Consider the following 26,372-nt stretch of genomic DNA (forward strand, 5'->3'; position numbering starts at 1 on the left):
TAGCTTTACTTAGAGTAAAGTTCGACGATCAACTGTTCGTTAATTTCCGCAGACAGGTCAGTTCTTTCAGGAACGCGCTTGAAAGTGCCTTCCATTTTGCTGCTGTCTACTTCAATCCAGGTTGGCTTCTCACGTTGGTCAGCCAGTTCCAAAGCAGCAACGATACGCGCTTGCTTCTTAGCCTTTTCACGAACAGAAACCACGTCTTCGGCAGAAACGTTAAACGATGGGATGTTCACAACTTGACCATTTACCATGATCGCCTTGTGGCTAACTAGCTGACGTGCTTCAGCACGAGTGCTAGCGAAACCCATACGGTAAACTACGTTATCAAGACGCTGTTCTAAAAGCTGTAGCAAGTTTTCACCTGTGTTGCCTTTTAGACGTGCAGCTTCTTTATAGTAGTTGCGGAATTGCTTTTCCAGAACGCCGTACATACGACGAACTTTTTGTTTTTCACGCAGCTGAACACCGTAGTCAGACAGACGGCCACGACGGGCACCGTGCTGACCAGGCGCTGTATCGATTTTACATTTAGAATCGATTGCGCGAACGCCGCTTTTTAGGAACAGGTCTGTTCCTTCGCGACGGCTAAGTTTGAGTTTTGGACCCAAATATCTTGCCATGATCTTTCTCCAACTGTCCGTCGATTAAACGCGACGTTTTTTCGGTGGACGACAACCGTTGTGAGGAATAGGGGTCACATCGGTAATGTTTGTGATCTTATAACCTGTAGCGTTAAGAGCACGGATCGCAGACTCACGGCCTGGACCTGGACCTTTAACGAAAACTTCAAGGTTCTTAAGACCGTATTCTTGTGCAGCAACACCTGCACGCTCAGCAGCTACCTGTGCAGCAAATGGGGTAGATTTACGTGAACCACGGAAACCTGAACCACCAGATGTCGCCCATGCTAGTGCATTGCCTGAACGGTCTGTAATAGTCACAATTGTGTTGTTGAAAGACGCATGGATATGAGCCATACCGTCTGCAACCTGACGTTTAGCGCGCTTACGCGTGCTACGAGCTGGTGCTTTAGCCATAACTTACTCCCCGTTTACTTCTTAATTGGCTTACGAGGACCTTTACGGGTACGCGCATTAGTTTTAGTGCGCTGACCACGTAGAGGCAAGCTACGACGGTGGCGAATACCACGGAAGCAACCCAGGTCCATCAAACGTTTGATGCTCATAGAGACTTCACGGCGTAGGTCACCTTCAACGGTGAATTTAGCCACTTCGTCACGAAGCTTATCAATAGTAGCTTCGTCTAGCTCTTTGATTTTTGTATTTTCTGCAACACCAGCACCCGCACAAATGCTTTTCGCACGTGTGGGACCAACGCCATAGATCGCTTGGATAGCGATTACAGCATGCTTGTGCTCAGGAATGTTAATGCCAGCGATACGGGCCATTAACAGCACTCCTCTTGTTTATTTGTCGACGACCTAAAAAGCCCGATAGGATACTTACCCGTCGACTAAATTGCAAATTAAGGTTCAAAATACTTTAAAACAAAACTAGCAGAACCAGACAAGTACTATCTAGGTTCTGCTTACTTAGCTTTGCGAATATCTTGTTCCGCTTAGATTAGCCCTGACGCTGCTTATGCTTTGGGTCAGAACTGCAAATTACACGCACAACACCGTTGCGCTTGATAACTTTACAGTTACGGCAAATCTTTTTTACTGATGCACGAACTTTCATTACATCTTTCCCCTTTCTATCAATATTAAGGGGCTAACTTATCGGCCGTAGCCTTTAAGGTTAGCTTTCTTCAGCACAGACTCATATTGACTAGACATCAAATGTGTCTGTACTTGTGCCATAAAGTCCATGATAACCACTACGATAATGAGAAGCGACGTACCACCGAAGTAGAACGGCACATTCCAAGCAATTAGCATGAATTCAGGCACTAAACAAATAAAGGTTATGTACAGTGCGCCAGCCAGTGTAAGGCGAGTCATTACCTTGTCAATGTATCGTGACGTTTGCTCACCCGGGCGGATGCCTGGAATGAACGCGCCAGATTTCTTCAAGTTATCTGCTGTATCACGCGGGTTGAAAACCAACGCCGTGTAGAAGAAGCAGAAGAAGATAATCGCAGCTGCATATAACATCACGTACAGCGGTTGACCAGGAGATAGCATAAGCGCTACATCTTGCAACCACGCTGTTGATTCATTCTGTCCGAACCATCCTGCGATGGTACCCGGGAACAGAATAATGCTAGAAGCAAAGATTGGTGGAATTACACCAGCAATGTTGACTTTCAGCGGTAAATGGGTGCTTTGCGCAGCAAAAACCTGACGGCCTTGCTGACGTTTTGCGTAGTTTACCACAATTCTGCGCTGTCCGCGCTCTACAAATACAACTAGGTATGTAAGAGCGATAACAATCACGCCAATCAACAGTAGGAACAACAAGTTAATGTCGCCCTGCCTTGCTTGTTCCGCAGTCTGACCTATCGCTGTTGGCAGACCGGCAACAATACCAGCAAAAATCAATATAGAGATACCGTTACCAATACCTCGTTCGGTAATTTGCTCACCCAACCACATAAGGAACATAGTTCCTGTGACTAGGCTCACTACTGCCGTAAAGTAGAATCCGAAGCCAGGGTTTATCACCAATCCATTAATCAGGTTAGGCAAACCAGTCGAAATTCCAATAGATTGGAAGATAGCCAATACAAGCGTTAGATAACGCGTGTACTGACTAATTTTACGACGGCCTGCTTCGCCTTCTTTTTTAAGCTCCACCATCGGTGGGTGAACCACCGAGAGCAACTGCATGATAATGGATGCAGTAATGTATGGCATAATGCCCAAAGCCAGAACGGATGCACGCTCAAGCGCACCACCAGAGAACATGTTAAACATTTCTACAATGGTGCCTTTTTGTTGCTCGAACAAGTCAGCAAGTACAGCTGGATCGATGCCAGGGATAGGAACGTAAGAACCTAGTCTGAATACAACAATCGCACCAAGTACGAACAACAATCTTGCCTTAAGCTCACTCAAGCCGCTTTTAGCGCCTGAATCCAATCCTGGTTTAGCCATCTAGCTTATTCCTCTACTTTACCGCCAGCAGCTTCAATCGCTTCTTTAGCGCCTTTAGTAACCTTTAACCCGCTTACTGTAACAGCGCGTGAAACTTCACCGCTCTTAACAACTTTAACGAACTGGATTTCTTTCTTAACGATACCAGCTGCTTTTAAAGTCTCAAGAGACGCAGTATCACCATCAACCTTCGCGATTTCAGCAAGAGTTACTTGATCAGTAACAAAGCTCTTGCGTGAAGTGAAACCGAACTTAGGAAGACGACGCTGGATAGGCATCTGACCACCTTCGAATCCTGGCTTAACTCGGCCACCTGAACGGCTTTTTTGACCTTTGTGACCGTGGCCACTCGTTTTACCAAGACCTGAGCCGATACCACGACCAGAACGCTTACCAGTAGGCTTTGAACCTTCGGCTGGAGAAATTGTATTTAAACGCATGTCTTACTCCTCCACTATCTCAACCATGTAATATACACGGTTGATCATGCCACGAACGGCTGGGGTATCTTCCAGTTCACGAACATGGTTGATTTTACGAAGGCCTAAACCTTTAAGCGTAGCTTTGTGCTTTGGCAGACGGCCAATTGCACTTTTAGTTTGCTTTACTTTAATCGTTGCCATGTCTGATTACCCCAAAATTTCTTCTACAGACAATCCACGCTTCGCAGCAACTTTCGCCGGGCTGTTCATTTCTGTCAGCGCGTTGATTGTTGCACGTACAACGTTGATTGGGTTTGTAGAGCCGTAACATTTTGAAAGTACGTTTTGTACACCAGCTACTTCAAGTACTGCACGCATCGCACCACCGGCAATAATACCGGTACCTTCCGATGCTGGCTGCATGTAAACTTTAGAGCCAGAGTGACGACCTTTAATCGGGTGCTGTAACGTGTGACCGTTAAGGTCTACGTCAACCATGTTGCGACGTGCCTTTTCCATTGCTTTTTGGATTGCAGCAGGTACTTCACGTGCCTTACCGTAACCAAAACCAACGCGACCGTTACCGTCACCCACTACTGTCAATGCAGTGAAACTAAAGATACGACCACCTTTAACCACTTTAGATACGCGGTTTACGGCGATCAATTTCTCTAGAAATTCACCATTTTGAACGTCTTGTTTAGCCATTATAAACTCCTAGAACTGAAGACCAGCTTCGCGAGCTGCATCAGCTAATGCTTTAACGCGACCGTGGTATTGGAAACCACTGCGATCGAAAGCCACTGTTTTAATGCCTTTCTCAAGCGCGCGCTCTGCGATTGCTTTACCGACTACCGTCGCTGCTTCAGCGTTACCTGTAGACTTAAGATCTTTTGCAAGATCTTTCTCAACAGTTGAAGCCGCTGCCAACACTTCAGAACCGCATGGAGCGATTAGCTGAGCGTAGATGTGGCGAGGTGTACGGTTAACTACCAAGCGATGCGCGGCCAGTTCACGAATTTTTGCTCGTGCGCGAGTAGCGCGACGAATGCGAGCTGTTTTCTTATCCATCGTATCACCCACCTACTTTTTCTTAGCTTCTTTACGACGTACGTGTTCGTCAGCGTAACGTACACCTTTACCTTTGTAAGGCTCTGGTGGACGGTAACCACGAATGTTCGCCGCAACCTGACCAACCACCTGCTTATCGGCGCCTTTAACGACGATTTCAGTTTGGCTAGGAGTTTCAACCGTAATGCCTTCAGGCATTTCGTATGCTACAGGGTGAGAGAAACCTAGTGTAAGATTTAGTTTGTTACCTTGTGCTTGTGCACGGTAACCAACACCTAACAACTGAAGTTTTTTCTCAAAACCTTCTGAAACACCTTGAACCATTGCGTTAAGGATAGAGCGCGCAGTACCAGCCTGTGCCCAACCGTCAACAAAGCCTTCACGTGGAAGTGCTTTAAGTTGGTTCTCTTCCTGTGCAACTTCTACAGCGTCGTTGAAAACGCGGGTCAAAGTGCCTTTACTACCTTTAACAGTAACTTCTTGACCGGAGATAGAAACTTCTACACCTGATACAACGTCTACTGGGGCTTTTGCTATACGTGACATTTCAACTCCTCCGTTATGCTACATAACCGATGATCTCACCGCCCATGCCAGCGTTACGCGCTGCACGGTCAGTCATCACACCTTTAGAAGTCGACACGATAGCTACGCCTAAACCACCCATAACCTTTGGAAGCTCATCTTTTTTCTTATAGATGCGCAGACCAGGACGGCTTACACGTTCGATAGTGTCAATTACTTGCTTGCCTTCGAAGTACTTAAGCGTAACTTCTAAAACAGGCTTAACGTCACCAGAAGCAGCGAAGTCAGTAATATAACCTTCAGCTTTCAATACTTCACAGATTGCAACGCGAAGTTTTGAAGAAGGCATAGTTACAGAAACTTTCTGTGCCATCTGGCCGTTACGGATGCGGGTAAACATATCCGCGATAGGATCTTGCATGCTCATTATCAGCTACTCCTTACCAGCTGGCTTTCTTAAGGCCAGGGACTTCACCGCGCATCGCTGCTTCGCGAAGCTTAATACGGCTAAGACCGAATTTGCGTAGGTAACCATGTGGACGACCAGTAACACGACAACGGTTACGTTGACGAGACTTACTAGAGTCACGTGGCAGTTGTTGTAGCTTCAGAACAGCGTCCCAACGCTCATCTTCAGAAGCGTTAACATCGCTGATAATCGCTTTAAGTGCGGCGCGCTTTTCAGCATACTTAGCTACTAGCTTAGTACGCTTAGCTTCACGTGCCTTCATTGATTCTTTTGCCATAACCCTACACCCCTACTTTTTGAATGGGAAGTTAAACGCGTCCAGCAGAGCACGTGCTTCTTCATTTGTATTCGCACTGGTAGTGATAGTGATATCCATACCGCGAACCTTATCCACTTTATCGAAATCGATTTCAGGGAAAATGATTTGCTCACGCACGCCCATGCTGTAGTTACCACGTCCGTCGAATGATTTAGGATTCAAACCACGGAAGTCGCGAACACGTGGGATAGCGATTGAAATCAAACGCTCTAGGAATTCCCACATACGCTCGCCGCGTAGGGTTACTTTACAGCCAATCGGATAACCTTCACGGATTTTAAAACCCGCTACTGATTTTCTAGCAACTGTAACAACAGGCTTCTGACCGGCGATAGCCGTCATGTCAGCTTGAGCATTCTCAAGTACCTTTTTGTCAGCAACTGCTTCACCTAAACCCATGTTTAGAGTGATTTTTTCAATCCGAGGGACTTGCATGACGCTTTTGTATCCGAACTGCTTAGCAAGTTCAGCTACTACTGTTTCTTTATAGAAATCATGCAGTTTCGCCATCGTACTCTCCAATATAATTAAACAAGTTCGCCGTTAGACTTGAAGAAACGTACTTTCTTCTCATCTTCGAAACGGAAACCAACGCGATCTGCTTTGCCCGTTGCCGGGTTAACAATCGCAACATTAGAAACGTGAATAGAAGCTTCTTTCTCAACGATGCCACCAGCTACGCCCAGTTGTGGGTTTGGCTTAGTGTGCTTCTTAACGAGATTAACGCCTTCTACAATTACACGGTTATCAGCAATAAGCACTTTAAGGACTTTGCCTTGTTTGCCTTTGTCTTTACCCGCTAATACGACTACTTCATCATCACGACGAATTTTATTAGCCATTATCGTGACTCCTTATAGTACCTCTGGGGCCAATGAGATGATTTTCATGAAGTTTTCACTTCTCAACTCACGGGTAACCGGGCCAAAGATACGCGTACCAATTGGTTGCTTGTTAGCATTAAGCATAACAGCCGCGTTACCGTCAAAACGAATGGTAGAACCATCTGCACGACGAACGCCTTTTCTAGTACGCACCACCACTGCATTCAGTACGTCACCTTTTTTAACTTTACCGCGAGGAATTGCTTCCTTAACAGTAACTTTGATGATGTCACCGATACCTGCATAACGGCGATGCGAGCCACCAAGAACCTTAATACACTGAACCCTGCGAGCGCCGCTGTTGTCTGCAACGTCCAGGTTAGTTTGCATTTGGATCATGTTAGTGCTCCGCTCTTAAAATTAAGACTCTCCCGAGTCGTTAGTGCTGCTAAAAACAACTGGATGTCGTTGCTTTTATGTACATACCCCCATAAAAAGGGCGCGAAATAATAACAGAAAACATTTGGAAGTGATAGCGGTAAATTGAATTATTTTTAAACTATGTGAGCAATAAAAAAGCCCCGACTAAAAGTCGGGGCTGATAACCACGTCATAGGTTATCAAGCAGGATCTTTTAGGCGATTTTCATTACTTACAAGCTGCTTACTCAAGTGCCTGTAAAGGCACTCTTTCAACCGGCTTACACCAACAGGTTTTGATATGAAGTCATCCATGCCGGATTTCAAGCATTTTTCTTTGTCGCCGGTTAACGCATTTGCGGTTAATGCAATTATTGGGATGTCCCGTGCCTTGTCTCCCATTGACCTAATTAGCTTCGTCGCCTCTAATCCATCCATTACAGGCATATGGCAGTCCATCAAAATGATTGTGTAGGGTGACTTTCCTTTTAATGCGCCTTTAACTTTTTCTACTGCCTCTTCACCGTTTTCTGCTAAATCGGCGGTAATACCTATCTCTTTTAGTTGCTCTTTAATGACAAGCTGATTTATTTCATTGTCTTCAACTATTAGTGCTTTAAACGCGCTCAGTTCCTGTTTAGAAGGGATATAAACAGCATTATGGCCACATGCTTTTTCGGCTACGGTGCCTGCGTTAGCATCGTCTAGCATGAGGGTTACGATAAATCGCGCCCCCACGCCTAAATCGCTGCACACCTCAATTTTACCACCGTAATGCTTCACGATTTGACTGACTATAGACAACCCTAAGCCTGTGCCACCATATCTCCGCTGCGTCGAGTTTTCTGCTTGAACGAACGGCGAGAAAATGAGCTTTTGCTGTTGCTCGCTAATTCCGATCCCTGAATCAGTCACGATTAGTTTTACTCTGAACCGCCCTTTTCCGTATCGGGTGCTTTTAGTTTCAACCGTTACCTTCCCCTCTTTTGTGAATTTAATGGCGTTATTCAATAGGTTAATCAGAATTTGCCCAATTCTTAGTTTGTCAGCTATGAAGGTTTTTCCCTCAACCCCCTTTGTGCTTACTGAAAGTTCAATACCTTTCTCGTGAGCTAGCCGCGTGAACATCGGCACTTGCTCTTCTATGGTGTCGGCAAGGTTGGTGGGCGATTCTTCAAACGACATGTTGCCAGAGTCGATTTTAGAAAAATCCAATATATCATTCACGATGTTGAGTAATGAATCTGCACTTTTCATAGCAATAGTGGCATGTTCTAGCTGGGTAGAATTTAGCGAGGAACTAATAAGTGCCTCAAGCATGCCCTGAACCCCATGAATTGGTGTTCTTATTTCATGGCTCATATTCGCAAGGAACTCACTTCGCGCTTTCAAGGCGCTTTCTGCCATATCCGTTTTTTGCTGCAGCATTGCCTTGTCCATGTGAAGCTGCGTAATATCAACTGTAGCACCAATTACCTTAACGCAACGGTCATTCTCCATGACCGGATGAGCGCGACTTTGTAACCAACGGGTTTCTCCCGCATCGGTGCGAACTTCAAGTTCATAGGAAAAGTCTTCGCCGGTTTTTATCATCTGATTGAACTGGGCGACGTATTTATTCCGCTGGTCTTCATCAACCACGAATTTGATCACGTCTTCTGGCTTTACTACTTTTTCACCATGCACATGCAGCATTCGCTTCAGTGCACCAGACCAAATCAATGCTCCGGTATCAATATTTAATTCCCATGTACCTACACCGGCAAGGTTAGTCACTTGGTGTAATAACGAGTTTCTCTCTTCTAATATCGCTTTTTGGGCATTGAGATTACTTATCGCTTGTTGACGCTCTAATTCGTTGCCTATCCACGAAGCAAGCAAAAGTAAATAATCCATCTCTAAGGGCGTAAAGGGTGTGTCCCGTGGACTGAGAGATGAGAAGTTTACTGTACCGAAAAATTCACCATGTACTCGCACTGGTGAAGCGAGATAACTCTTTAATGTGTATTTTTCAAAACACGGATGCGAGGCACCTGGCGCAGTATCTATATTGTGATAAGCCACAACAGCATCGCTGTTCACCACGTCTGCACAGTAAGTGTCTGGTAATGCGAAGGTCGTATTTAATGGTATGCCGTTGTCGGGCGTAATAACGCTAAGCACACGGTAATTATCGCCTTGAATGTTACTTACAATCCCTGTTTCCAACCCGAGTATTTCCGTACCTATGCTTAGCAAGCTCTCGAGCTTTTTATCAAATGAAAGTGCTTTGTCATTTGATATGGTTTGTAGATCTTTAATGATACTCATGAGGATTTTCGCCCTCCCGGACAGCAAGTAAAAAGGCCAACGTTTTTAGCGTTGACCTTTTAAACTTACGTGAAATACACGCAGATGAAAGTTTTCACCCTTATCAATTAGTATAATACATATACTAACCGACTAATAAAGCACGTTAATTTCATATCCCGTTGGCGTATCCGCTGGCTCAACAGTAACTATGTAGTTTTCTTCCTCTGTAAAGCCAAACAGCGCGGTTCTATCAAGCAGAACCTGCTCCTCGTTGTCATCTTCGTATACGGCAATCACTTCATAGTAGTCTGACGGCAGTACTTCACTGGTACTTTCAGCAAATTCAAGATTCTGTATATCGTACTCAGCAGTATCAATGGTTTCGTCATTTCTTACCAAGTAGAAGTCTACGTCATCAAAGTCGCTAACTAAGTTGATGAAGTTTACTGTCTTATCATAGGCCTGAGGCAAACCACTTTCTACAAAGGTTGCTGCGCCTAATTTATTGTTGGTGTTGTAGATAAGAATAGCCTTACTCTCACCCTGATTAAGCGTAATTAGCTTGTTGCTCAGTGACGTGACTGTACCTGATGGGTCGGTTACGGTAACGCGATAATCGCCATAACGGATAGTACTAAACTCAGACAACTCGCCTGCCGCGAGTGTAAAACTAACGTCCTCTTCATCAGTATTTCCACCAAAGGTAACCTGAAGCTCTGCATCCAGATTCGTAGAATTGTAAATACGATACTGTGAATCTGCTTCTACATCTGTAAGCGCCGTTACTGATGAAGAGTTAAGAATAGTGTCTACAACTAGCCCTTCTTGAATGGCGCCACTGACATCGCGCAGCGTCATCAGATACTCAGTTTCGTATACAAAATCGATGGTTTGTGATTCAAAGACAACATCGTCACTTCCTGGCTCGGTCAAATAAATCGTGTACTCGCCCTCGTCGAAGTATTCACTGTCATCATCTGCATCCCAGAAGTCAAATTCAATCATGTCACCCGTTGTGACCGTGCCAAGGAAGTTGGCTGCTTCAAACGGGTCGCCAGACTCACTCATGTAGAAATCATAAGAAGATTCATCTACTGCTACCGATAAAGCGAATAGGCGGAAGTGATCTTCCAATGTTTCGCGCTGATAAGAATAGGTGTTAAAAACGGGGTTACTAAAGTCACCACTCATCACAACAATGGTCTTATAACCGGTTTTTAAGTTAACGGTAATTTCGTCAATAAAAACTTCTTGGTCGTCTGAATCAGTTCGAATGAACTCGAGTTCTAATTCCCCATCTTCCATAGAGTACATTGACGTAGTGTCACCAAATTGAGCAGAGCCAAAGCTATCGCCATCAACTTCACGCATTTCTACATTGGCACCGTTAGGCGAAGCATTGTAAAACTGAATGTAAGCATACGAATAATCTGAGCTACTGCTGCCTGAGCCACCACAAGCGGTAAGCCCAAGCAGTGCAATAAGCCCAATTGCCACTGCTTGGAACCATGTTCCACGAAGCAAAGATTGAGAGGTCAATTGCATAAATTGAATGTCCTTTGAAGTTGTTCTTGGTTGGATAAAGCCTGCGTTAAAGCAAATAGGCACATGTAGAGAGTGCTGATCTTGGCACGCACAATACAGCGATATGGCTATGTGAATAGGGCTTAGTTCGCAGCTTTACGTCAACTTTGCAAAGCTGACCTTTCTTTATGGAAACTTGACATTCACGCTTCGAAAAATGCTGGTAGAGGGCATTGGTGTTCGAACAAACGAAAGCAAACCGCGTACAAAACTGAAACAAAAAAAAGCCTGCATAAGCAGGCTTTCACTGTACTTTAGAACAACGGGTTATTTACTCATACGAGTATGATAGCGTTACACCACTGTATGAAGAGTAAGCGCGAATACCAATGTGCCATGTGCCTGACGCAGGCGCATCGAATGTACATACTTCGCTGTTGCCATTTTGATAAGGACGACAATCATAGCTATTCGTTTCTGGCTGTGAGCCAAACTTCACGTATAGATCGGCATCGCCTGAACCACCAGAGGTACGAATAGTCATCTGCGTTACACCTTCAGGAATCGTCCAAGTGTAGCGGTCCCAGTTTCTGCGCGTACCTGAAAGGCCGGTTAGCTGACCTGATACTGGTTCTACGCCAGGCTCAGAGCCGCCACCGCCCCCAGTACCGCCACCGGCACAACCGTTGGTATTAAGGTAGTTGTAGGCGTCAGCAAGCTGCATTAAACCATAACCGTAGAAGTTATCACGACCCGCACTGCCTTTATCTTCTGCCGTTGCATTAAGTGCACTACGAATTTGGTTGTTTGAACACTGCGGGAAATAACTCCATACTAATGCTGCACCACCAGCTACGTGTGGCGTCGCCATGGATGTACCGCTGAGTGAAGCGTAGGTATTTGTTGGATAGGTAGACTGTACTGCACTGCCTGGCGCGGCAATTTCAACCTGATCGTTATATTGGCTGTAGCTTGCACGATTTTCGTTTGAGTCTACTGCCGCAACTGACATTACTGCATCATATGACGCTGGGTAAGATTTCGCACTGTTACCATCGTTACCTGCCGCCGCAACTAACAGCATGCCTGCATCTGTGAAGCTCTGCATTGCATTTCGCTCGGTAGTTGACGAACTGCCGCCACCTAAGCTCATGTTAACAACGTTCGAGCCGGCATCCTGACATTGAGTGATAGCATCGATAAGGTCAGATGCGTAAGTCCATTGGCCGTTGTCGTTAAAGATTTTAACGATATGCATATCCACGCCAGGATACACACCAACTACACCTTCGTTATTATCGTATGCTGCAATGGTGCCCGCTACGTGGGTACCGTGGCCGTTGCCATCGTTATACCAGTTACCTACAGCACTATTGTTTGCCTGACCTGTAACGCCATCGTTTGTTCCAGGCAAATCTGGGTGACCCAGGTTGTAACCTGTATCGATGATACATACTTTACGAGCCGTAGTATCTGACTGTGCAAATTGATTAGCCTGAACCATGGTGTAGCCGTAAGGCGTGGTCTGCGCCATAGGCTTACGACGAACGTCCACTTCAATGCTTTCTACATTTGGATTTTTACGAAGCTTGTTCAGCGCAGACTTACTCATTGTAGCCGCTACCATTTTATGCTTCTTAAGCTCTTTCTTAATTGCACCACCTGCTTTTCTTACTTCTGATTTAGCAGACGCGATATCGAAGGGCTTTTTCCCTTTTACTTTGGCACTAGAGATTTGACCTTTACCTTTTAATGCACTCACTTCAACCGTTTCACTGGTCATCTCATCTTTGAACTTGATGATGTAACGCTCTTGGTCAGCGGTAATAACGCGATCGACAGTCAATCGCTTACCTAGTGCTTGTTTTAAGGTTTGAGGCTTTTCTTTAACTTTTACCAGACCTTCGCCTGCTGCCATTGCAGAATTACCCATTAAGCCAAGTGATACAGCTAGAGCAGCTGCTGTTAGACATGTGTGTTTCTTATTTAATTTTGAGTTCAAAATTTATTTCCTGTTTTATCTGTCTTATTAACTTCAACACTGTTTTATTCCGTGCTTTGGAAGCTATTTGTTATTAAATGACATACAGGTATAACCATTACCTCATACGAAAAGCTCATCCATGACAACCGACGCAACTGCGTTGCAACGACCTACCCGTTTGTCAGGTATGCAAATAAACGGTATTACCAAATTATTTACAGAGCTCATATTAGGCGGCGAATCAGGCTGTTGAGTATGTTGCCTTAACCCTGGTGAGCATTTTTAATACCTTTAAAAATGCACAAAAAAACAACACAACTTATGAAGAGCGCGCCAAATGTGTATTACGAGCAGATTCATGGTAGGAATAAAAAACTATAATTAACATTAATTTTACAATTTCAAATGTAACAAAATATTAAACTCTTTATAAGTTTTACTTAAATATAAAAAAAGCGTGTACCCAAAGGTACACGCTTTTTTAAAAACCAATTGAAAACTCATTAGAGGCTCAATTCTAGCAACTTAGTCTCATAAACTGCGCTGCCTTACGATCTCGTATAAGCACACGCCGGTTGCTACCGACACATTTAAACTTGTTACGCTGCCAGCCATAGGAAGCTTCACTAACTCATCGCACGTTTCTTTGGTAAGCCTACGCATGCCCTTACCTTCAGCCCCCATTACTAATGCAGTTGGGCCTTTCAGGTCTACATCATAAAGGGTCTTATCGGTTTCACCGGCTGTGCCAACAATCCAAAGGCCTTTATCTTGAAGGTGCTTCAAGGTTCTGGCCAGGTTCGTGATTTGAATAAGTGGAACCACTTCAGCTGCACCACAGGCCACCTTTCTTACTGTGCCGTTTAAGCTTGCTGATTTATCTTTCGGTACTACTACCGCGTGCACCCCTGCTCCATCTGCAGTACGCAAGCACGCACCTAGATTATGCGGGTCGGTTACACCGTCTAATACCAAAATTAAAGGCTGCGCTTCGCTTTCTAAAATTTTGTCCAAATCGGCTTCATCTAGCACGCGGGCTGGTTTCGCTCTTGCTACCACGCCTTGGTGTTGCTCGCCGCTCACTTTGTCATCTAGCGCCTTGCGCTGACAAAACTGAACGGAAATACCGAAACGACGGGCTTGGTTAACAATGTTGGTTAGGCGCTCGTCATTGCGACCTTTTAACACTAACACTTCCATTACACGCTCGGGTTCTTTTTCAAGTACCGACTGCATGGCATGTAAACCGTATAACCATTCTTGCTGCGCCATTTAACGCTTACCTCTTTTATTCAATGACAGTGTTTTGCCGCTACTACCGCCTTTGGCGCTGCCGCGACTTGACGATTTTCCACCGCTACGACTAGACGAGCTTGAGCCGCCTTTGCCTTTGTTCCCCTTTTTATCAGAACGCGAGCCTTTATCAGAGCGTGATTTGTTATCAAAACGAGTAGGTTTATCTGAAGCCTTTTTCGCAGACCTCACTTTTACCTTCTTACCCTTAGTGCCGCGCAGCATAGACTTATCGAGTAATAAATCAATCTTTCTTTCATCAAGGTTGACCGCTGCTACGGTTACTTCAACCGTATCACCCAATCTGAACTGGCGATGGCCCGACTCACCAACCAGCGCTTGTTTTACGTCGTCATAGTGATAATAGTCATCATCTAGCGATGTAATGTGTACTAGGCCGTCGATGTGGTATTCGGTAAGGCGTATAAATAAACCAAAGTTAGTGACCGAGCTGACCACACCTTCAAAGGTGTCGCCGACGTGATCGAGCATAAACTCGCATTTAAGCCAGTCAGCCACGTCACGGGTGGCATCATCGGCGCGGCGCTCTGTCATTGAACACTGCTCGCCTAACTGTTCAATTTCTTCAACGGTGTAGTTTTTCGCGCCACTGACTGCTTTTTTGCCCTGTTGTTTAGCAATAATGCCTTTTAGCGCACGGTGCACGACCAAGTCTGGGTAACGACGGATAGGTGACGTGAAGTGCGCGTATGCTTCTAGCGCCAACCCAAAGTGACCTACGTTGTCACCGTCGTAAACCGCTTGCTTCATTGAGCGCAGCAGCATGGTTTGAATTAGTTCTTCGTCCACTCGACCGCGGGTTTTAAGCACTACATCGGTGAATGCGGCAGGCTCCGCGTCTTCAACAATGCGATGAGGAATACCGATTTCACTTAAGTAACTGGTAAATGCGGTAAGCCTGTCGGCGTCTGGTTTGTCGTGCACACGATATAGCGCAGGCGCCTCATGCTTTTCAAGCATAAGAGCCGCACTCACGTTTGCCATGATCATGCACTCTTCAATAAGCTTGTGCGCGTCGTTACGCACCAGCGGCACAATATTTTCAATCTTGCGCTGGGCGTTGAATACAAACTTCACTTCTTGGGTTTCAAATTCAATCGCCCCACGCTTAGCACGGGCTTTTTTGAGCGCGCGGTACAAGTCGTGAAGATTACGTAAATGAGGTACATGAGGCTCGTAACGCTGATGAAGTTCTTTGTCGCCCTGCAGAATATTCCACACTTTAGTGTAAGTTAAACGGGCGTGTGAGTTCATGACCGCTTCGTAAAACTGGAATTCTTCTAGTTTGCCATTTGCACTGATGGTCATTTCACACACCATACATAGGCGGTCGACTTCAGGGTTTAATGAACACAAGCCGTTTGACAGCACTTCCGGTAGCATAGGAATTACTTGGTCAGGGAAGTAAACCGAGTTACCGCGCTGCTGCGCTTCATCATCAAGGGCTGAGCCTGTTCTTACATAATGACTTACATCGGCAATGGCTACCCACAGCTGCCAGCCGCCATCGTCTAGTGGTTCACAATATACTGCGTCATCGAAGTCGCGGGCGTCTTCACCGTCGATGGTGACCAGCGGAAGCTGGCGTAAATCGATGCGACCTTCTTTGGCTTCATCGGGCACCTGATCGGTTAGCTTTTCCACTTGTTTGGTTACGCCATTTGGCCACTGGTGCGGAATATCAAACGTGCGAAGTGCCATTTCTATTTCCATACCTGGCGCCATATGTTCACCAAGTACTTCAACAATTTTGCCCACCGGACTCATTTTACGGCGTGGACGCTGGGTAAGCTCTACCACAACCACCTGCCCCATTCGCGCACCGTGTGTGCTCTCTGGTGGAATAACAATTTCGTGCTGCAACCGGCTGTCATCTGGCACAACCATGCCAAAACCTTGTTCAACAAAGTAGCGGCCAACAATTGGCTCGCTGCGTGGCTCAACGACTTGCGTAACAAACGCTTCTTTTCTTCCACGGCGATCGGTTCCGCTAATGCGCGCTTCTACCACATCGTCGTGAAGGAACAGGTTCATCTGCCCAGCACTTATAAATAAATCACCGCTTTTATCTTCAGGACGCAAAAAGCCGTAGCCATCACGGTGACCAATAATTCTGCCTTTAATGAGTTCATCACGGTTTTGAAGAATGTATTTTTTCTGCTTGGTAAATTGCACCTGACCTTCGCGCTCCATGGCACGTAGTCGGCGCTGAATTCCAATTCGCGCATCTTCGTCGAAGGCGTTCACCAAGTTACAGATATCAAGAAACGACAACGGCTTGTCGTGCTCTTTTAATAAACTCATTAAATATTCGCGGCTGGCTACCGGATTTTCGTACTTTTCTTTCTCGCGCTGATAATGCGGATCATCACTCATGTATTTTAAATTTACCTTTCGTATTTTGTTCAACGTGTTTTCGTTTGTGGCTTAGTTCTTCAAAGCCCTGTAGAAAACATAAATATGATTGTTTAGACACATAAACCATTTTTGGTTCATGTGGTTATTTGCTGCACAGTATAACAGTATTTGCAGTAAAACATTGACTGTTATTATGGATTCTCAGCCTGACATCTCTATGTCACAAACACTCAGTATAAAAATGGGTTTTCGTTTTTGTTGCATGAGCGTTCAACAAAACAATGACATCACCGGATACCTTACAAACCTTATAAAGAGCAGGCATATGGATAGAAGATCGTTTATAAAGCTGTCGTCACTCGCAGGCGCGAGCGTAGCAGTGTCTACAGGGCTAGCAGGCTGTACCGTTAGCACTTCAGCAAACAGCCAACCACAAACCAACGCAACCTTTACTCATGGTGTGGCGAGTGGAGACCCATTAAAAGACGCCGTGATTATTTGGACGCGCGCCGTGCCCACAGCAAATTTGGGCTCAGGCTCGGGCTCAAACTCAGGTTTAGCTAAGGCCGATATTTTATGGGAAATGGCAAGCGATGCGGATTTTGCCAATGTAATAAGTAGCGGTATTGTTGAAGCCAAAGCAATCCATGATTTTACCGTAAAAGTGGACGTAGCAGGACTTAGTCCAGCTCGTCGTTATTTTTACCGTTTCAAAAGCGCTAATAATACAAGCCCTGTTGGAGAAACCCGTACGCTACCTGAGGTCGATGTGTCTAACGTCACGTTCGGCATATTTTCTTGTTCCAACTACCCCGCTGGCTTTTTCACGCCTTACATGGAAGCAGCGAAAGACGACAACATTGATTATGTATTACACCTTGGTGACTACATTTATGAGTACGATGGCGAAGGCTACGCAACTGAGCACGCCAAGGAAATTGGCAGGACCTATGCGCCTGATAACGACACCGAGCTTTACACTCTCACTGACTATCGCAACCGCTACGCGCTATATCGTACGGATGAAGGCTTGCTGTCGTTACATCAATATAAGCCATTTATTGTTGTGTGGGATGATCATGAAATTACTAACGACACCTATAAAGATGGTGCTGAGAATCACCAAGCGGATGAAGGAGATTTTTATGCTCGTCGTGCAGCGGCCGTACAAGCTTATTATGAGTGGCTACCCATTCGCCCACCTTTTGGCACCGAGCGCTTAGAAATTTATCGTCAGTTTACCTTTGGTAAGCTTCTTGACTTATACATGCTCGACACCCGCGTTCTTGCCCGCGACAAACAGCTTGAATACGCCAACTATCGCGATGCTGAAACTAAAGCGTTTGATCAAGCACGCTTTATGAAAGACATCGGCAACCCGAACCGCGGTTTACTCGGTGAAACCCAACGCAACTGGCTACATTCGTCTATGCAGCAAAGCCAGGCTAAATGGCAGGTGTTAGGGCAACAGCTATTAATAGGCCGCATGCTCTTCCCTGTATCTATTTTTAATGGCGTTGAACGCAAAGCAATACCTGCCCATGTACACAAACTTGCGAATATTAAACGCAAACAAATGCAAGGTGGCGCACTCAGTGAACAAGAGCAGGCGCTTATTAATACCGTAATGCCATATAACCTAGACGCTTGGGATGGCTACCCTGTTGAGCGGGAACAGGTGCTGATGCAGCTTAAGTCCATCGGCAAGCCAGTTATTGCCCTTGCAGGTGATACACATAATGCTTGGCACAACAAATTAACCCTTAAAGATGGCACAGAAGTGGGGGTTGAACTTGCTACACCAGGCGTGACGTCACCCGGTATGGAACATTATTTAAGTATGGATGATGAAATGGCAGAAACGCTTGCCGACGATCTTCCGCTTCTAATTGAAGATTTGCAGTACTGTAATCTTCACCAGCGCGGCTTTATGACATTGACCGTTAGCGAAGACCGCGCAAAAGCCACGTGGCACTATGTGGATGCAATTTTAACCAAAGCTGGCAAAGTGGTTAATACGCATAGCTATGAGATAAACGCCTGATAAAGGCTATTTATTAAGACGGAATAAGCCGCTCGCTTGCGGCTTTACTTTATGAAGTCATTTTTTAATTAAATAAGTAAACGCGCTTAATTGAATGCAGCGCGTTTACTCCTTGCCAACCTTAAAACTCGTAATAAACACGCACACCAGCAATGCGTGGCATCCCGCGTACGAAGGTAGGTATACCCAATCCACCGCCCGTATTACCAGCATCAATCAAGAATTCTTTATCAAACAGGTTGTTCACGTAAAACTCATAGGCAAACTTGCTGTTGTCTTGAAGCAGCTTCACCGATACATCAGTCAGTGAGTAAGTATCTTGAGAAAGACCAGGGTAATTGCTGCTTTCAAAAAACACTTCTGACTGGAAGCTGGTAAGCCAGTTAACATCAATGTCAAAACTGTCTATATTGAATACTTTGTTGATGTTTATCGCGCCGCTAACTTCTGGCGCTAAGCGGAACTTATTGCCACCGTATTGGAACTCAGATCCATCAGCAGTATTGTCTGCAAATTCAGCGTCAAGGAAACCAAGGCTTGCTGTTAGCGTCAGCGTCTCGCTGTAGTTATAGGTCGCCATGCCTTCAATACCCGACATGGTCGAGTCGCCTACCGTTACAGTAATAGACTGTAAGGTTTCTGCGTCGGTAAAGCTTTGCTGATAATCGCTGTATTCGTAGGTGAATATGGCACCTGAGAACAGGAAGTTCGAGCTTTGGTATTTAATACCTAAATCGTAACTGTCTACTATTTCAGGTTTAGTCACATTAACACCACCCGCGTTAGCATCTACCACCGGTGAACGTCGTCCCCTGGCGTAGTTCGCGTATACGTTCCAGTTGTTATTAACATCATAGCTTACGGCAAATCGCGGCAGGGTATCGTCAAAGTCGCGCTCGGCATCGAACGTAAATGCACCATCTGCAGTAGTATAAGTATTACGGGTATAACGTGTTTCGTCGATATAGCGCACACCAGCAGTAATGTTGATGTCGTCGGTAACAAAATACGACACTTCAGCAACATAAGACGCTATATCAAGTTCAGCTTCAAATATAAACGGCCCTTGTATCAGAATAGGCGGCAATGCAGGATTAGAAATAGGAGAGCCATCTTCATTAAACAGTTGCGACACTAACATCGCACGCAGTGCTTCTATTTCTTCTAACGATGCGCCGGTAGCGATATTCTGATTTAGCGGAATGTTTGAGGTGGCCTCAAGCTGTGCTTTTACCGCATCGAAGGTACCACGTACAAATGGGTCGACCATTACATAATAGGGCAAAATAGAGTCGTCTTGAGTAATAGACGCACCTACAAACGCGGCCAATTTATCACCAGAATCATATACTAAGCGCATTGATGCGCCCTGAAGCGTGGCGTCGTTATCGAAATAGGCATCTTGAATACGCAAAGCAGAACCGTCGGCGTCAAATCCCTCGCTTACCTCTACATCTTTATAGTATGCGTCGGCGTGTAGGCTAAGCATTTGGTTGAAATCGTAGTTTACGGTTAAGTCATAAGCTTGAAGCGTTCGTTCAATGCCTAGTTCACTGCCTAAACTAAATTCGGCATCAGTAAAAGGGCTAGTATCTCCGCCATTGGGGGCGATAGAGCCTGATTTGAAGGCAATGCCCGGCTGGTCGTTATATTCCATGGCTGCGCGCGCAATGATTTCAAGCTGATCGTAATTCGCTCGCCATGTTGCACGTAGTGCTTGTACTGAAACACCCTGAAGATCTTCGCTGTTGCACGGCACTTCTTCACCAAGATGGTTGTACATATTTGCATTACCGTAATAAGAGTCAGCGCTACAGGCATTGTTTTCTACAATGCCGTCCATTTCGCGATAAAGACCTGCTATACGAAAACTGTGGTTATCGTTAATAGGCTGGTTATACATGAATTCAACTTCTTGGCCTTCTTCTGAGTTATAGCCAACCTGTACCTTGCCTTCTTGTTCGAAGGTGGGAAGATTAGAATGAATACTCACCGCACCATTGGCTGCCGCCACACCAAATAAGGTTGGCTGGGGGCCTTTTAAAACCTCTACCCGCGCAATATCAAAAAGCGCGACGCTGGCTACCGTCTTTTTACTGATATCAAAGCCATCTTGATATACCGAGATGCGAGGCGTTGCCGACACCGAAGATACGTCGTCAGTCACGCCTCGAATATTAAAGGACGGTAAGCTTACGGCCTGCTCTTGAATTTGAACGTTAGGTAAAATTCGAGAAAGCTCATCAAGTTCCATGATATTGGTGCGCTCTAAGAACTCGCTACCTATTACATCCATAGTAACAGGCACATCCATAACGGACTGCTCACGCATTTGTGCGGTTACCGTAATCTCTTCTATATAGTTATGTTCGTTTTCTGTGTCGGGCGCTACTTCTTGTGCAATTGCGGCGCTTGATAGTGCAAATGCAATTGTTGTGGCAAGCAGAGAGCGTGGATAAACCGTTCGAGGGTACAGAGGACGCATCAAGTCATTCCTTTTGTGTGCTTATTGGGTGTTTTATGTATTTTTTAAACATTTCGCCGACAGATTGGCGACATTGCCTAGTGTTTAGAAATATCAAAGCCCAAAAATGTAGAACGCTTTTGAGACGGTTCGATGAACTATCCGTGACATGTCGGAGGCAATTTTATGACAAGTATTCTGTGCCCCGTCATGAAACCAAACAGAACTCAATTCTGTACAACAAAGTTGTGCAACCTCTATGCACAAAAGAACAATGTCAGTACAATATTTAAGTAGGATAGAAAGAACTTTTAAATAAAAAAGCGAAACGGAGACTGCAATGAAAAAACTAATGATGGCTACTGCTATTGGCGCCGCGACCTTATTAAGCGCATGTAGTGCAGAGCACGGCACCACGCAATGTACTACTGCGCCGGAAGCTGAATGGCAAAACCAAGATGCGTTTCAGGCTCAGCTGTTAGCGCAAGGCTACAAAATCAACGAATTTAAAGTGACAGGCGGTAACTGCTACGAAATCTACGGCTTCGATAAAGAAGAGAACAAAGTAGAGATTTACTTTAACCCTGTTGATGGCAGCATTGTTAAAAAAGAAATGCACTAAATTCTGTTTAGCAAACGGTTCATCGAACGCTTGCTTTAAAACTTGATAAAAACGCTGCAAACTATTGCAGCGTTTTTGTTTTACCCTGAGAAAGTCACGTAATGCACAAAGCTAAAGACACGGGTTCAGATATTTATGTTTGGGATTGGGTAGTGCGCGTATGCCACTGGGGCATTGTTGCAAGTTTTATCACCAACTACTTTATTGTAGAGCCAGGCCGGCTTTTTCATGAAATCGCGGGCTATGTGGGCGTAGCGCTTATATCTATACGCGTTGCTTGGGGCTTACGTTCAGCTAATCCCAACAAGAAGGGCTCCGCAGATTACGCTAGCTTCTCCACTATTTCGCTAAGCAAGCAGGCCTTTAGAGAACATCTTCAGCACTTAAAGCATAAACAAATCCCACGTACTCATGGCCACAATCCTTTTGGCTGGCTTATGGTGATGGCAGTTATTGCCCTTTTGCTTGGGTTAGGTATTACCGGTTTTATGATGGAAGAAATAGACGCACTGTTTGGAAATAGCACGCTGGAATGGATACACAGTATTATGGCTGATGTATTGTACGGCTGTGTGTTGGTGCATATTGCTTCCGTATTTGCTGTACAACGTATGGGTAATATTCAGTTAGTTCGCCCTATGCTTACTGGCTGGCGTAAGCGTTAAGCCTACGTAAAGACATAGATGTGCTACGGACATAAATACACTTTTGCCGAAGCTGGCTTGTTGTGTTTGCCAGCTTTTCTGCCCTTAAGATTTTAGTTGCCTGCAGGTGTTCGTTATCACCTCGCCGCTTGTGGCTTTTAACTATCCAAAGGCCGCTTTGCCTCTCGCACGGCTTTCGGGTGCATTAATTTTTCTAAGCGAGCGAGGTAAGACGCAATTTGCTGATGCTGCTTTTTATCGTTGGTCACCGAGTTATAAAGCCAGTGGTATGCGTCTTCATAATCGTAAGGGCTGCCATAACCGTCCAAAAACAACTCAACCAAGTGAATTTGCGCTTTTAGGTTTTTAAGGGCAGCGGCTTCACGTAAATACACTACGGCGCGAGATTTATCCTGCTGCACAAGCGTGCCCTTTGCATAGTAACGCCCCAGTTGCTCTAGTGCTGCTGGCAAACCTTGATTCGCGGCGTCCTCCATATAGCCAATTCCACGGGCAGGTTCAGCATCTACGCACACGCCCCACGCCAGCATATCTCCCCATAAAAACTGGTAGGCCGGTACTTTCAACACGTTGGCACGCGCTTCAATGTCTTGCACTAATTGGCATCGATCAGCCACTACTTTGTCTAAATGCGTATTAGCATTAATCATATCGATTAAGGCATCTTGGCTGTAAAGCTGAACTGCGCGAAGCTCTTCAATCGTTTCCCCTTCAAGAGCATGAGCGGAAAAGCCGGTGACAGTCGCGCAGATAAATAAGGCTGTGTGTAGAATACGTTTCATAGCAAAAGAGTATGTGTTGATTACAATGTCTTAGTTAAGGTATCGACTAATTATAGATTATCTTAACCAAGACATGCTTTTCTTTACGAATGGACACGTGAGCGTCTGCGGCCATCTAATATCTGCTTTCAACTTTATGCTGACCACCTGCATTTAACCTTACGCCAGCATCTTGCTTTTAGTGGCTACTTTTTCGTGGGCACATGGCCGATTGGATATGGCGGGCGTGATCGGCTAGGTCAATACCTAAATCAGTTAGGTAACCACCGTCTGGCTGGGTGATTAGGCCTTTGGAGTATAGCCTGGATGCTGCGTTCACCATGCTTTGGCTTGCATCGTGATGAATTTTTAAACCTTGAAGTAGGCTGTCTGTTGGAAACTTCAGTAACAAATTTAATTCGTCTAACATGTCCTGATCGAATGAACTCATGTAACCACCTTAGGCAAAAGGGTTAGTAGGGATTTAGCACGCTGGCCACTGTAAAACACCTCAGCAAAGCACTATGGTAACAACCTATACCGAAGCGCACACACCAAAGCACTATTAGCCCTAGATTTGTTAATATTTTTAACGCTTCCTTATATCACACCCAAATGGCACCTCTGTAAAGCGTAATTTATCTGTAAAACGTTTAATCGTGTAAACACAGCGCTTACTGATCGGACTTTGGCGCTAAATAGTATATTCTTGCCATAAATTGAGTTTGTGGATGCACCTGCACTGATGAAGTACAAAGATTTACGCGACTTTATTCGCCAGCTAGAAGCTAAAGGTGAATTGGTACGCATTACCCAGCCCATTGATACCGACCTTGAAATGACAGAAATTGCCGACAGGACGTTGCGTGCCGGCGGCCCTGCACTGTTATTTGAAAACCCTAAAAATCACGACATGCCCGTATTGGCAAATTTATTTGGTACACCAGAGCGCGTAGCTATGGGCATGGGTCAAGAGTCTGTTGAAGCACTGCGTGAAGTAGGCAAGCTACTGGCTTATTTGAAAGAGCCTGAGCCGCCTAAAGGGCTGAAAGATCTTTGGGAGAAGCTGCCAGTATTTAAGCAGGTGCTTAATATGCCTGCCAAAGTCCTTAAAAAAGCCCCTTGTCAGGAAGTGGTGCTTACCGGTGACGACGTAGACTTATCAAAAATTCCGGTACAGCGCTGCTGGCCGGGTGACGCTGCACCTTTGGTAACATGGGGGTTAAGTGTTACTAAAGGACCGCATAAGAAGCGTCAGAATCTGGGCATTTACCGTCAGCAGGTTATCGGCAAAAACAAACTTATTATGCGCTGGTTGTCACACCGTGGTGGCGCCCTTGATTTTCGTGAGTGGTGTCAAACACACCCAGGCGAACCCTACCCGGTATCTGTGGCCCTTGGCGCAGATCCCGCTACTATATTAGGTGCAGTTACTCCTGTTCCAGATACCCTTTCTGAATATGCTTTTGCGGGCTTACTACGTGGTGATAAAACCGAAGTAGTTAAGTCTATTAGTAACGACTTACAAGTACCTGCCAGTGCCGAGATTGTGCTTGAAGGCTATATCGCACAAGATGAAACAGCACCTGAAGGTCCATACGGCGATCACACCGGGTATTACAATGAAGTCGATGACTTCCCAGTGTTTACGGTAACGCATATTACCCACCGTAAAGATCCTATCTATCATTCAACCTATACAGGCCGTCCACCCGATGAGCCAGCTATTTTAGGTGTTGCGCTAAACGAAGTGTTTGTGCCTATTTTGCAAAAGCAGTTCCCTGAAATTGTCGACTTCTACTTACCGCCTGAAGGATGCTCTTATCGTATGGCAGTGGTGACGATGAAGAAACAGTATCCTGGGCATGCGAAACGGGTGATGATGGGTGTATGGTCGTTCTTGCGCCAGTTCATGTACACGAAATTTGTGATAGTGTGCGATGACGACGTCAACGCGCGTGACTGGAACGATGTTATTTGGGCCATCACTACCCGTATGGACCCAGCCCGCGACACGGTAATGATAGAAAATACGCCTATCGACTACTTGGATTTTGCGTCCCCCGTTTCAGGGCTAGGTTCTAAAATGGGAATGGACGCCACCAATAAAATGCCGGGCGAGACCGACCGAGAATGGGGCGTACCTATTGTGATGGACGAAGACGTTAAGAAACGCGTTGATGATATTTGGGACAGTCTTGGTATTATGTAGCGACTATTTTTAGCGCTATTTATTTTGTATTGAAACATGCGCTTGTCTTAAAGCGCATAAAAAGGCGACACGCTAAGCAAGAAGGTTAGAAGAGAATACATGTCAGAAATTAAGTGTAAGGTTGCAAGCATCACGCCTTTAACCGAAGTGGTTCAAAAAGTTGAATTAACGCCAGAAAGCCCTGTTGAGTTTAAGGCGGGTCAGTACGCCATGGTGGTAATGGGCGAAAAAGATATGCGTCCATTTTCTATTGCCAATGCCGCATTTGATAATAGCCGCATTGAATTACACATTGGCGCAGAGCCTGGCAACAGCTACGCTGGTGAAGTGCTAGAGCGCATGCGTGCGGATGGCGAAATTACCGTAAACGTAGGTAATGGCAATGCCTTTTTGCAAAGTAATGGCCTGCCTATGGTGCTTATTGCTGGTGGTACTGGCTTCTCATATACCTACTCTATTCTGCAAGAGCATCTTAACAGCGGTGATAAGACACCACTTACCCTTTATTGGGGTGGAAAACACGCGGCTGATTTGTACTTAGCTGACAAGCTAACTGAGCTCGCTGAAACTAACGATCACTTCACTTTTGTGCCGGTTGTAGAGTTTGCATGCGACGAATGGAAAGGCAGAACGGGCTGGGTACACCATGCGGTAATGGCAGACCACGCTGACTTTGCCAATATTCAGGTTTACGTTGCAGGTCGTTTTGAAATGGCCAAAGTTGTACGCGATGATTTTACACAACGCGGCTTAAAAGTTGAGAACCTGTTTGGCGACGCGTTTGCGTTTATTTAAGCGTGCAAGGTAAGTACTAGCAAAACATACTCATGTCGTGAGCATAAAATCTACCTCTAGCCCGTCATGTTGACCATACAAAACTATATATGGTCAACATGGCATTTCGCACACTAACCCTACCTTCTTACATAAATTAAATCTGATAAGCGCCGTCTATTTTCATTTCTAAAAAACTGCTAACATCAACACTCAACCAACAAATCAAATAGTAAAACAAAAGG

General features: G+C 45.4%; 28 protein-coding genes. 5 read left to right on the forward strand and 23 right to left on the reverse strand.

Annotation, left to right across the window (positions count from 1 at the left end; all coding sequences use genetic code 11):
* Nucleotides 1–5: 5 nt before the first annotated feature.
* From rpsD to rnr, 20 genes are all read right to left on the reverse strand, one after another.
* Nucleotides 6–626: a 30S ribosomal protein S4 gene (gene rpsD / locus BZA03_RS16165; protein WP_012519214.1), complete on the reverse strand. Its 621-nt coding sequence runs from the start codon at nucleotides 624–626 to the stop codon at nucleotides 6–8.
* Between the two features lie 24 nt (nucleotides 627–650).
* Entirely contained in the window at nucleotides 651–1,043 is a 393-nt protein-coding gene (gene rpsK / locus BZA03_RS16170) for a 30S ribosomal protein S11 (protein WP_012519215.1), read from the reverse strand.
* A 14-nt stretch (nucleotides 1,044–1,057) separates the two neighbouring features.
* Nucleotides 1,058–1,414 (reverse strand): 30S ribosomal protein S13, encoded by a 357-nt coding sequence (gene rpsM / locus BZA03_RS16175; RefSeq protein ID WP_012519216.1) that lies wholly within the window; start codon nucleotides 1,412–1,414, stop codon nucleotides 1,058–1,060.
* A gap of 175 nt (nucleotides 1,415–1,589) precedes the next feature.
* Entirely contained in the window at nucleotides 1,590–1,706 is a 117-nt protein-coding gene (gene rpmJ, locus BZA03_RS16180; RefSeq protein WP_012519217.1) for a 50S ribosomal protein L36, read from the reverse strand.
* 38 nt (nucleotides 1,707–1,744) lie between these two features.
* On the reverse strand, nucleotides 1,745–3,064 hold the full coding sequence (gene secY, locus BZA03_RS16185; RefSeq protein ID WP_014977524.1) for a preprotein translocase subunit SecY: 1,320 nt from the start codon (nucleotides 3,062–3,064) through the stop codon (nucleotides 1,745–1,747).
* Nucleotides 3,065–3,069: 5 nt separating this feature from the next.
* Entirely contained in the window at nucleotides 3,070–3,504 is a 435-nt protein-coding gene (gene rplO, locus BZA03_RS16190; RefSeq protein ID WP_014950906.1) for a 50S ribosomal protein L15, read from the reverse strand.
* A 3-nt stretch (nucleotides 3,505–3,507) separates the two neighbouring features.
* Entirely contained in the window at nucleotides 3,508–3,687 is a 180-nt protein-coding gene (gene rpmD / locus BZA03_RS16195) for a 50S ribosomal protein L30 (protein WP_014950907.1), read from the reverse strand.
* 6 nt (nucleotides 3,688–3,693) lie between these two features.
* Nucleotides 3,694–4,194: a 30S ribosomal protein S5 gene (rpsE, locus tag BZA03_RS16200; RefSeq protein WP_012519221.1), complete on the reverse strand. Its 501-nt coding sequence runs from the start codon at nucleotides 4,192–4,194 to the stop codon at nucleotides 3,694–3,696.
* A gap of 9 nt (nucleotides 4,195–4,203) precedes the next feature.
* Entirely contained in the window at nucleotides 4,204–4,557 is a 354-nt protein-coding gene (gene rplR, locus BZA03_RS16205; protein ID WP_014950908.1) for a 50S ribosomal protein L18, read from the reverse strand.
* A 12-nt stretch (nucleotides 4,558–4,569) separates the two neighbouring features.
* Complete coding sequence (gene rplF / locus BZA03_RS16210; protein ID WP_014950909.1) at nucleotides 4,570–5,103, reverse strand: 50S ribosomal protein L6; 534 nt, start codon at nucleotides 5,101–5,103, stop codon at nucleotides 4,570–4,572.
* 13 nt (nucleotides 5,104–5,116) lie between these two features.
* The gene (rpsH, locus tag BZA03_RS16215) at nucleotides 5,117–5,509 is read right to left on the reverse strand and encodes a 30S ribosomal protein S8 (protein WP_012519224.1); all 393 of its coding nucleotides are present in this window, start codon (nucleotides 5,507–5,509) and stop codon (nucleotides 5,117–5,119) included.
* A 13-nt stretch (nucleotides 5,510–5,522) separates the two neighbouring features.
* Nucleotides 5,523–5,828: a 30S ribosomal protein S14 gene (rpsN, locus tag BZA03_RS16220; RefSeq protein WP_014950910.1), complete on the reverse strand. Its 306-nt coding sequence runs from the start codon at nucleotides 5,826–5,828 to the stop codon at nucleotides 5,523–5,525.
* Between the two features lie 12 nt (nucleotides 5,829–5,840).
* Nucleotides 5,841–6,380, reverse strand: a complete 540-nt coding sequence (gene rplE, locus BZA03_RS16225) for a 50S ribosomal protein L5 (protein ID WP_014950911.1) — start codon at nucleotides 6,378–6,380, stop codon at nucleotides 5,841–5,843.
* 17 nt (nucleotides 6,381–6,397) lie between these two features.
* The gene (gene rplX, locus BZA03_RS16230) at nucleotides 6,398–6,712 is read right to left on the reverse strand and encodes a 50S ribosomal protein L24 (RefSeq protein ID WP_014950912.1); all 315 of its coding nucleotides are present in this window, start codon (nucleotides 6,710–6,712) and stop codon (nucleotides 6,398–6,400) included.
* Nucleotides 6,713–6,724: 12 nt separating this feature from the next.
* Nucleotides 6,725–7,093, reverse strand: a complete 369-nt coding sequence (gene rplN / locus BZA03_RS16235) for a 50S ribosomal protein L14 (protein ID WP_012519228.1) — start codon at nucleotides 7,091–7,093, stop codon at nucleotides 6,725–6,727.
* Between the two features lie 221 nt (nucleotides 7,094–7,314).
* Nucleotides 7,315–9,423 carry an ATP-binding protein gene (locus tag BZA03_RS16240; protein WP_110289341.1) on the reverse strand — a complete coding sequence of 703 codons (2,109 nt, stop codon included), beginning with the start codon at nucleotides 9,421–9,423 and terminating at the stop codon, nucleotides 7,315–7,317.
* 132 nt (nucleotides 9,424–9,555) lie between these two features.
* On the reverse strand, nucleotides 9,556–10,950 hold the full coding sequence (locus BZA03_RS16245) for a DUF4397 domain-containing protein (protein WP_110289342.1): 1,395 nt from the start codon (nucleotides 10,948–10,950) through the stop codon (nucleotides 9,556–9,558).
* A gap of 310 nt (nucleotides 10,951–11,260) precedes the next feature.
* Nucleotides 11,261–12,931, reverse strand: a complete 1,671-nt coding sequence (locus BZA03_RS16250; RefSeq protein WP_014977527.1) for a S8 family serine peptidase — start codon at nucleotides 12,929–12,931, stop codon at nucleotides 11,261–11,263.
* A gap of 513 nt (nucleotides 12,932–13,444) precedes the next feature.
* Nucleotides 13,445–14,185, reverse strand: coding sequence for a 23S rRNA (guanosine(2251)-2'-O)-methyltransferase RlmB (rlmB, locus tag BZA03_RS16255; protein WP_014950916.1), 741 nt, complete (start codon nucleotides 14,183–14,185; stop codon nucleotides 13,445–13,447).
* Complete coding sequence (gene rnr / locus BZA03_RS16260; protein ID WP_110289343.1) at nucleotides 14,186–16,603, reverse strand: ribonuclease R; 2,418 nt, start codon at nucleotides 16,601–16,603, stop codon at nucleotides 14,186–14,188.
* A 307-nt stretch (nucleotides 16,604–16,910) separates the two neighbouring features.
* Between rnr and BZA03_RS16265 the strand changes: the two genes are divergently transcribed.
* Nucleotides 16,911–18,629, forward strand: a complete 1,719-nt coding sequence (locus BZA03_RS16265) for an alkaline phosphatase (protein ID WP_110289344.1) — start codon at nucleotides 16,911–16,913, stop codon at nucleotides 18,627–18,629.
* 121 nt (nucleotides 18,630–18,750) lie between these two features.
* On the opposite strand, the gene BZA03_RS16270 is transcribed toward BZA03_RS16265, so the two are convergent.
* Nucleotides 18,751–21,114 (reverse strand): TonB-dependent receptor, encoded by a 2,364-nt coding sequence (locus BZA03_RS16270; protein ID WP_110289345.1) that lies wholly within the window; start codon nucleotides 21,112–21,114, stop codon nucleotides 18,751–18,753.
* A gap of 319 nt (nucleotides 21,115–21,433) precedes the next feature.
* Between BZA03_RS16270 and BZA03_RS16275 the strand changes: the two genes are divergently transcribed.
* Both BZA03_RS16275 and BZA03_RS16280 read left to right on the forward strand, forming a co-directional pair.
* Nucleotides 21,434–21,715: a PepSY domain-containing protein gene (locus tag BZA03_RS16275; RefSeq protein ID WP_014950922.1), complete on the forward strand. Its 282-nt coding sequence runs from the start codon at nucleotides 21,434–21,436 to the stop codon at nucleotides 21,713–21,715.
* 101 nt (nucleotides 21,716–21,816) lie between these two features.
* Nucleotides 21,817–22,380: a cytochrome b/b6 domain-containing protein gene (locus tag BZA03_RS16280; protein WP_014980447.1), complete on the forward strand. Its 564-nt coding sequence runs from the start codon at nucleotides 21,817–21,819 to the stop codon at nucleotides 22,378–22,380.
* A 137-nt stretch (nucleotides 22,381–22,517) separates the two neighbouring features.
* On the opposite strand, the gene BZA03_RS16285 is transcribed toward BZA03_RS16280, so the two are convergent.
* Together BZA03_RS16285 and BZA03_RS16290 are read right to left on the reverse strand one after the other, a co-directional pair.
* A complete protein-coding gene (locus BZA03_RS16285; RefSeq protein WP_014977534.1) occupies nucleotides 22,518–23,162 on the reverse strand; it encodes a tetratricopeptide repeat protein in 645 nt (214 codons plus the stop codon).
* Nucleotides 23,163–23,340: 178 nt separating this feature from the next.
* Nucleotides 23,341–23,592: a TIGR02647 family protein gene (locus BZA03_RS16290; protein ID WP_014950925.1), complete on the reverse strand. Its 252-nt coding sequence runs from the start codon at nucleotides 23,590–23,592 to the stop codon at nucleotides 23,341–23,343.
* Nucleotides 23,593–23,886: 294 nt separating this feature from the next.
* On the opposite strand from BZA03_RS16290, the gene ubiD reads away from it, so the two are divergent.
* Together ubiD and fre are read left to right on the forward strand one after the other, a co-directional pair.
* The gene (ubiD, locus tag BZA03_RS16295) at nucleotides 23,887–25,353 is read left to right on the forward strand and encodes a 4-hydroxy-3-polyprenylbenzoate decarboxylase (protein ID WP_014950926.1); all 1,467 of its coding nucleotides are present in this window, start codon (nucleotides 23,887–23,889) and stop codon (nucleotides 25,351–25,353) included.
* A 99-nt stretch (nucleotides 25,354–25,452) separates the two neighbouring features.
* On the forward strand, nucleotides 25,453–26,148 hold the full coding sequence (gene fre, locus BZA03_RS16300; RefSeq protein WP_014977536.1) for an NAD(P)H-flavin reductase: 696 nt from the start codon (nucleotides 25,453–25,455) through the stop codon (nucleotides 26,146–26,148).
* Nucleotides 26,149–26,372: the final 224 nt, after the last annotated feature.

This window comes from Alteromonas sp. I10, from assembly GCF_003201515.1.
GTDB lineage: Bacteria > Pseudomonadota > Gammaproteobacteria > Enterobacterales > Alteromonadaceae > Alteromonas > Alteromonas macleodii.

Excerpts from the sequence above, each read along its gene's own strand:
- rpsD (WP_012519214.1), bottom strand. The coding sequence starts at position 626 with ATGGCAAGATATTTGGGTCCAAAACTCAAACTTAGCCGTCGCGAAGGA.
- rpsK (WP_012519215.1), bottom strand. The coding sequence starts at position 1,043 with ATGGCTAAAGCACCAGCTCGTAGCACGCGTAAGCGCGCTAAACGTCAG.
- rpsM (WP_012519216.1), bottom strand. The coding sequence starts at position 1,414 with ATGGCCCGTATCGCTGGCATTAACATTCCTGAGCACAAGCATGCTGTA.
- rpmJ (WP_012519217.1), bottom strand. The coding sequence starts at position 1,706 with ATGAAAGTTCGTGCATCAGTAAAAAAGATTTGCCGTAACTGTAAAGTT.
- secY (WP_014977524.1), bottom strand. The coding sequence starts at position 3,064 with ATGGCTAAACCAGGATTGGATTCAGGCGCTAAAAGCGGCTTGAGTGAG.
- rplO (WP_014950906.1), bottom strand. The coding sequence starts at position 3,504 with ATGCGTTTAAATACAATTTCTCCAGCCGAAGGTTCAAAGCCTACTGGT.
- rpmD (WP_014950907.1), bottom strand. The coding sequence starts at position 3,687 with ATGGCAACGATTAAAGTAAAGCAAACTAAAAGTGCAATTGGCCGTCTG.
- rpsE (WP_012519221.1), bottom strand. The coding sequence starts at position 4,194 with ATGGCTAAACAAGACGTTCAAAATGGTGAATTTCTAGAGAAATTGATC.
- rplR (WP_014950908.1), bottom strand. The coding sequence starts at position 4,557 with ATGGATAAGAAAACAGCTCGCATTCGTCGCGCTACTCGCGCACGAGCA.
- rplF (WP_014950909.1), bottom strand. The coding sequence starts at position 5,103 with ATGTCACGTATAGCAAAAGCCCCAGTAGACGTTGTATCAGGTGTAGAA.
- rpsH (WP_012519224.1), bottom strand. The coding sequence starts at position 5,509 with ATGAGCATGCAAGATCCTATCGCGGATATGTTTACCCGCATCCGTAAC.
- rpsN (WP_014950910.1), bottom strand. The coding sequence starts at position 5,828 with ATGGCAAAAGAATCAATGAAGGCACGTGAAGCTAAGCGTACTAAGCTA.
- rplE (WP_014950911.1), bottom strand. The coding sequence starts at position 6,380 with ATGGCGAAACTGCATGATTTCTATAAAGAAACAGTAGTAGCTGAACTT.
- rplX (WP_014950912.1), bottom strand. The coding sequence starts at position 6,712 with ATGGCTAATAAAATTCGTCGTGATGATGAAGTAGTCGTATTAGCGGGT.
- rplN (WP_012519228.1), bottom strand. The coding sequence starts at position 7,093 with ATGATCCAAATGCAAACTAACCTGGACGTTGCAGACAACAGCGGCGCT.
- BZA03_RS16240 (WP_110289341.1), bottom strand. The coding sequence starts at position 9,423 with ATGAGTATCATTAAAGATCTACAAACCATATCAAATGACAAAGCACTT.
- BZA03_RS16245 (WP_110289342.1), bottom strand. The coding sequence starts at position 10,950 with ATGCAATTGACCTCTCAATCTTTGCTTCGTGGAACATGGTTCCAAGCA.
- rlmB (WP_014950916.1), bottom strand. The coding sequence starts at position 14,185 with ATGGCGCAGCAAGAATGGTTATACGGTTTACATGCCATGCAGTCGGTA.
- rnr (WP_110289343.1), bottom strand. The coding sequence starts at position 16,603 with ATGAGTGATGATCCGCATTATCAGCGCGAGAAAGAAAAGTACGAAAAT.
- BZA03_RS16265 (WP_110289344.1), top strand. The coding sequence starts at position 16,911 with ATGGATAGAAGATCGTTTATAAAGCTGTCGTCACTCGCAGGCGCGAGC.
- BZA03_RS16270 (WP_110289345.1), bottom strand. The coding sequence starts at position 21,114 with ATGCGTCCTCTGTACCCTCGAACGGTTTATCCACGCTCTCTGCTTGCC.
- BZA03_RS16275 (WP_014950922.1), top strand. The coding sequence starts at position 21,434 with ATGAAAAAACTAATGATGGCTACTGCTATTGGCGCCGCGACCTTATTA.
- BZA03_RS16280 (WP_014980447.1), top strand. The coding sequence starts at position 21,817 with ATGCACAAAGCTAAAGACACGGGTTCAGATATTTATGTTTGGGATTGG.
- BZA03_RS16285 (WP_014977534.1), bottom strand. The coding sequence starts at position 23,162 with ATGAAACGTATTCTACACACAGCCTTATTTATCTGCGCGACTGTCACC.
- BZA03_RS16290 (WP_014950925.1), bottom strand. The coding sequence starts at position 23,592 with ATGAGTTCATTCGATCAGGACATGTTAGACGAATTAAATTTGTTACTG.
- ubiD (WP_014950926.1), top strand. The coding sequence starts at position 23,887 with ATGAAGTACAAAGATTTACGCGACTTTATTCGCCAGCTAGAAGCTAAA.
- fre (WP_014977536.1), top strand. The coding sequence starts at position 25,453 with ATGTCAGAAATTAAGTGTAAGGTTGCAAGCATCACGCCTTTAACCGAA.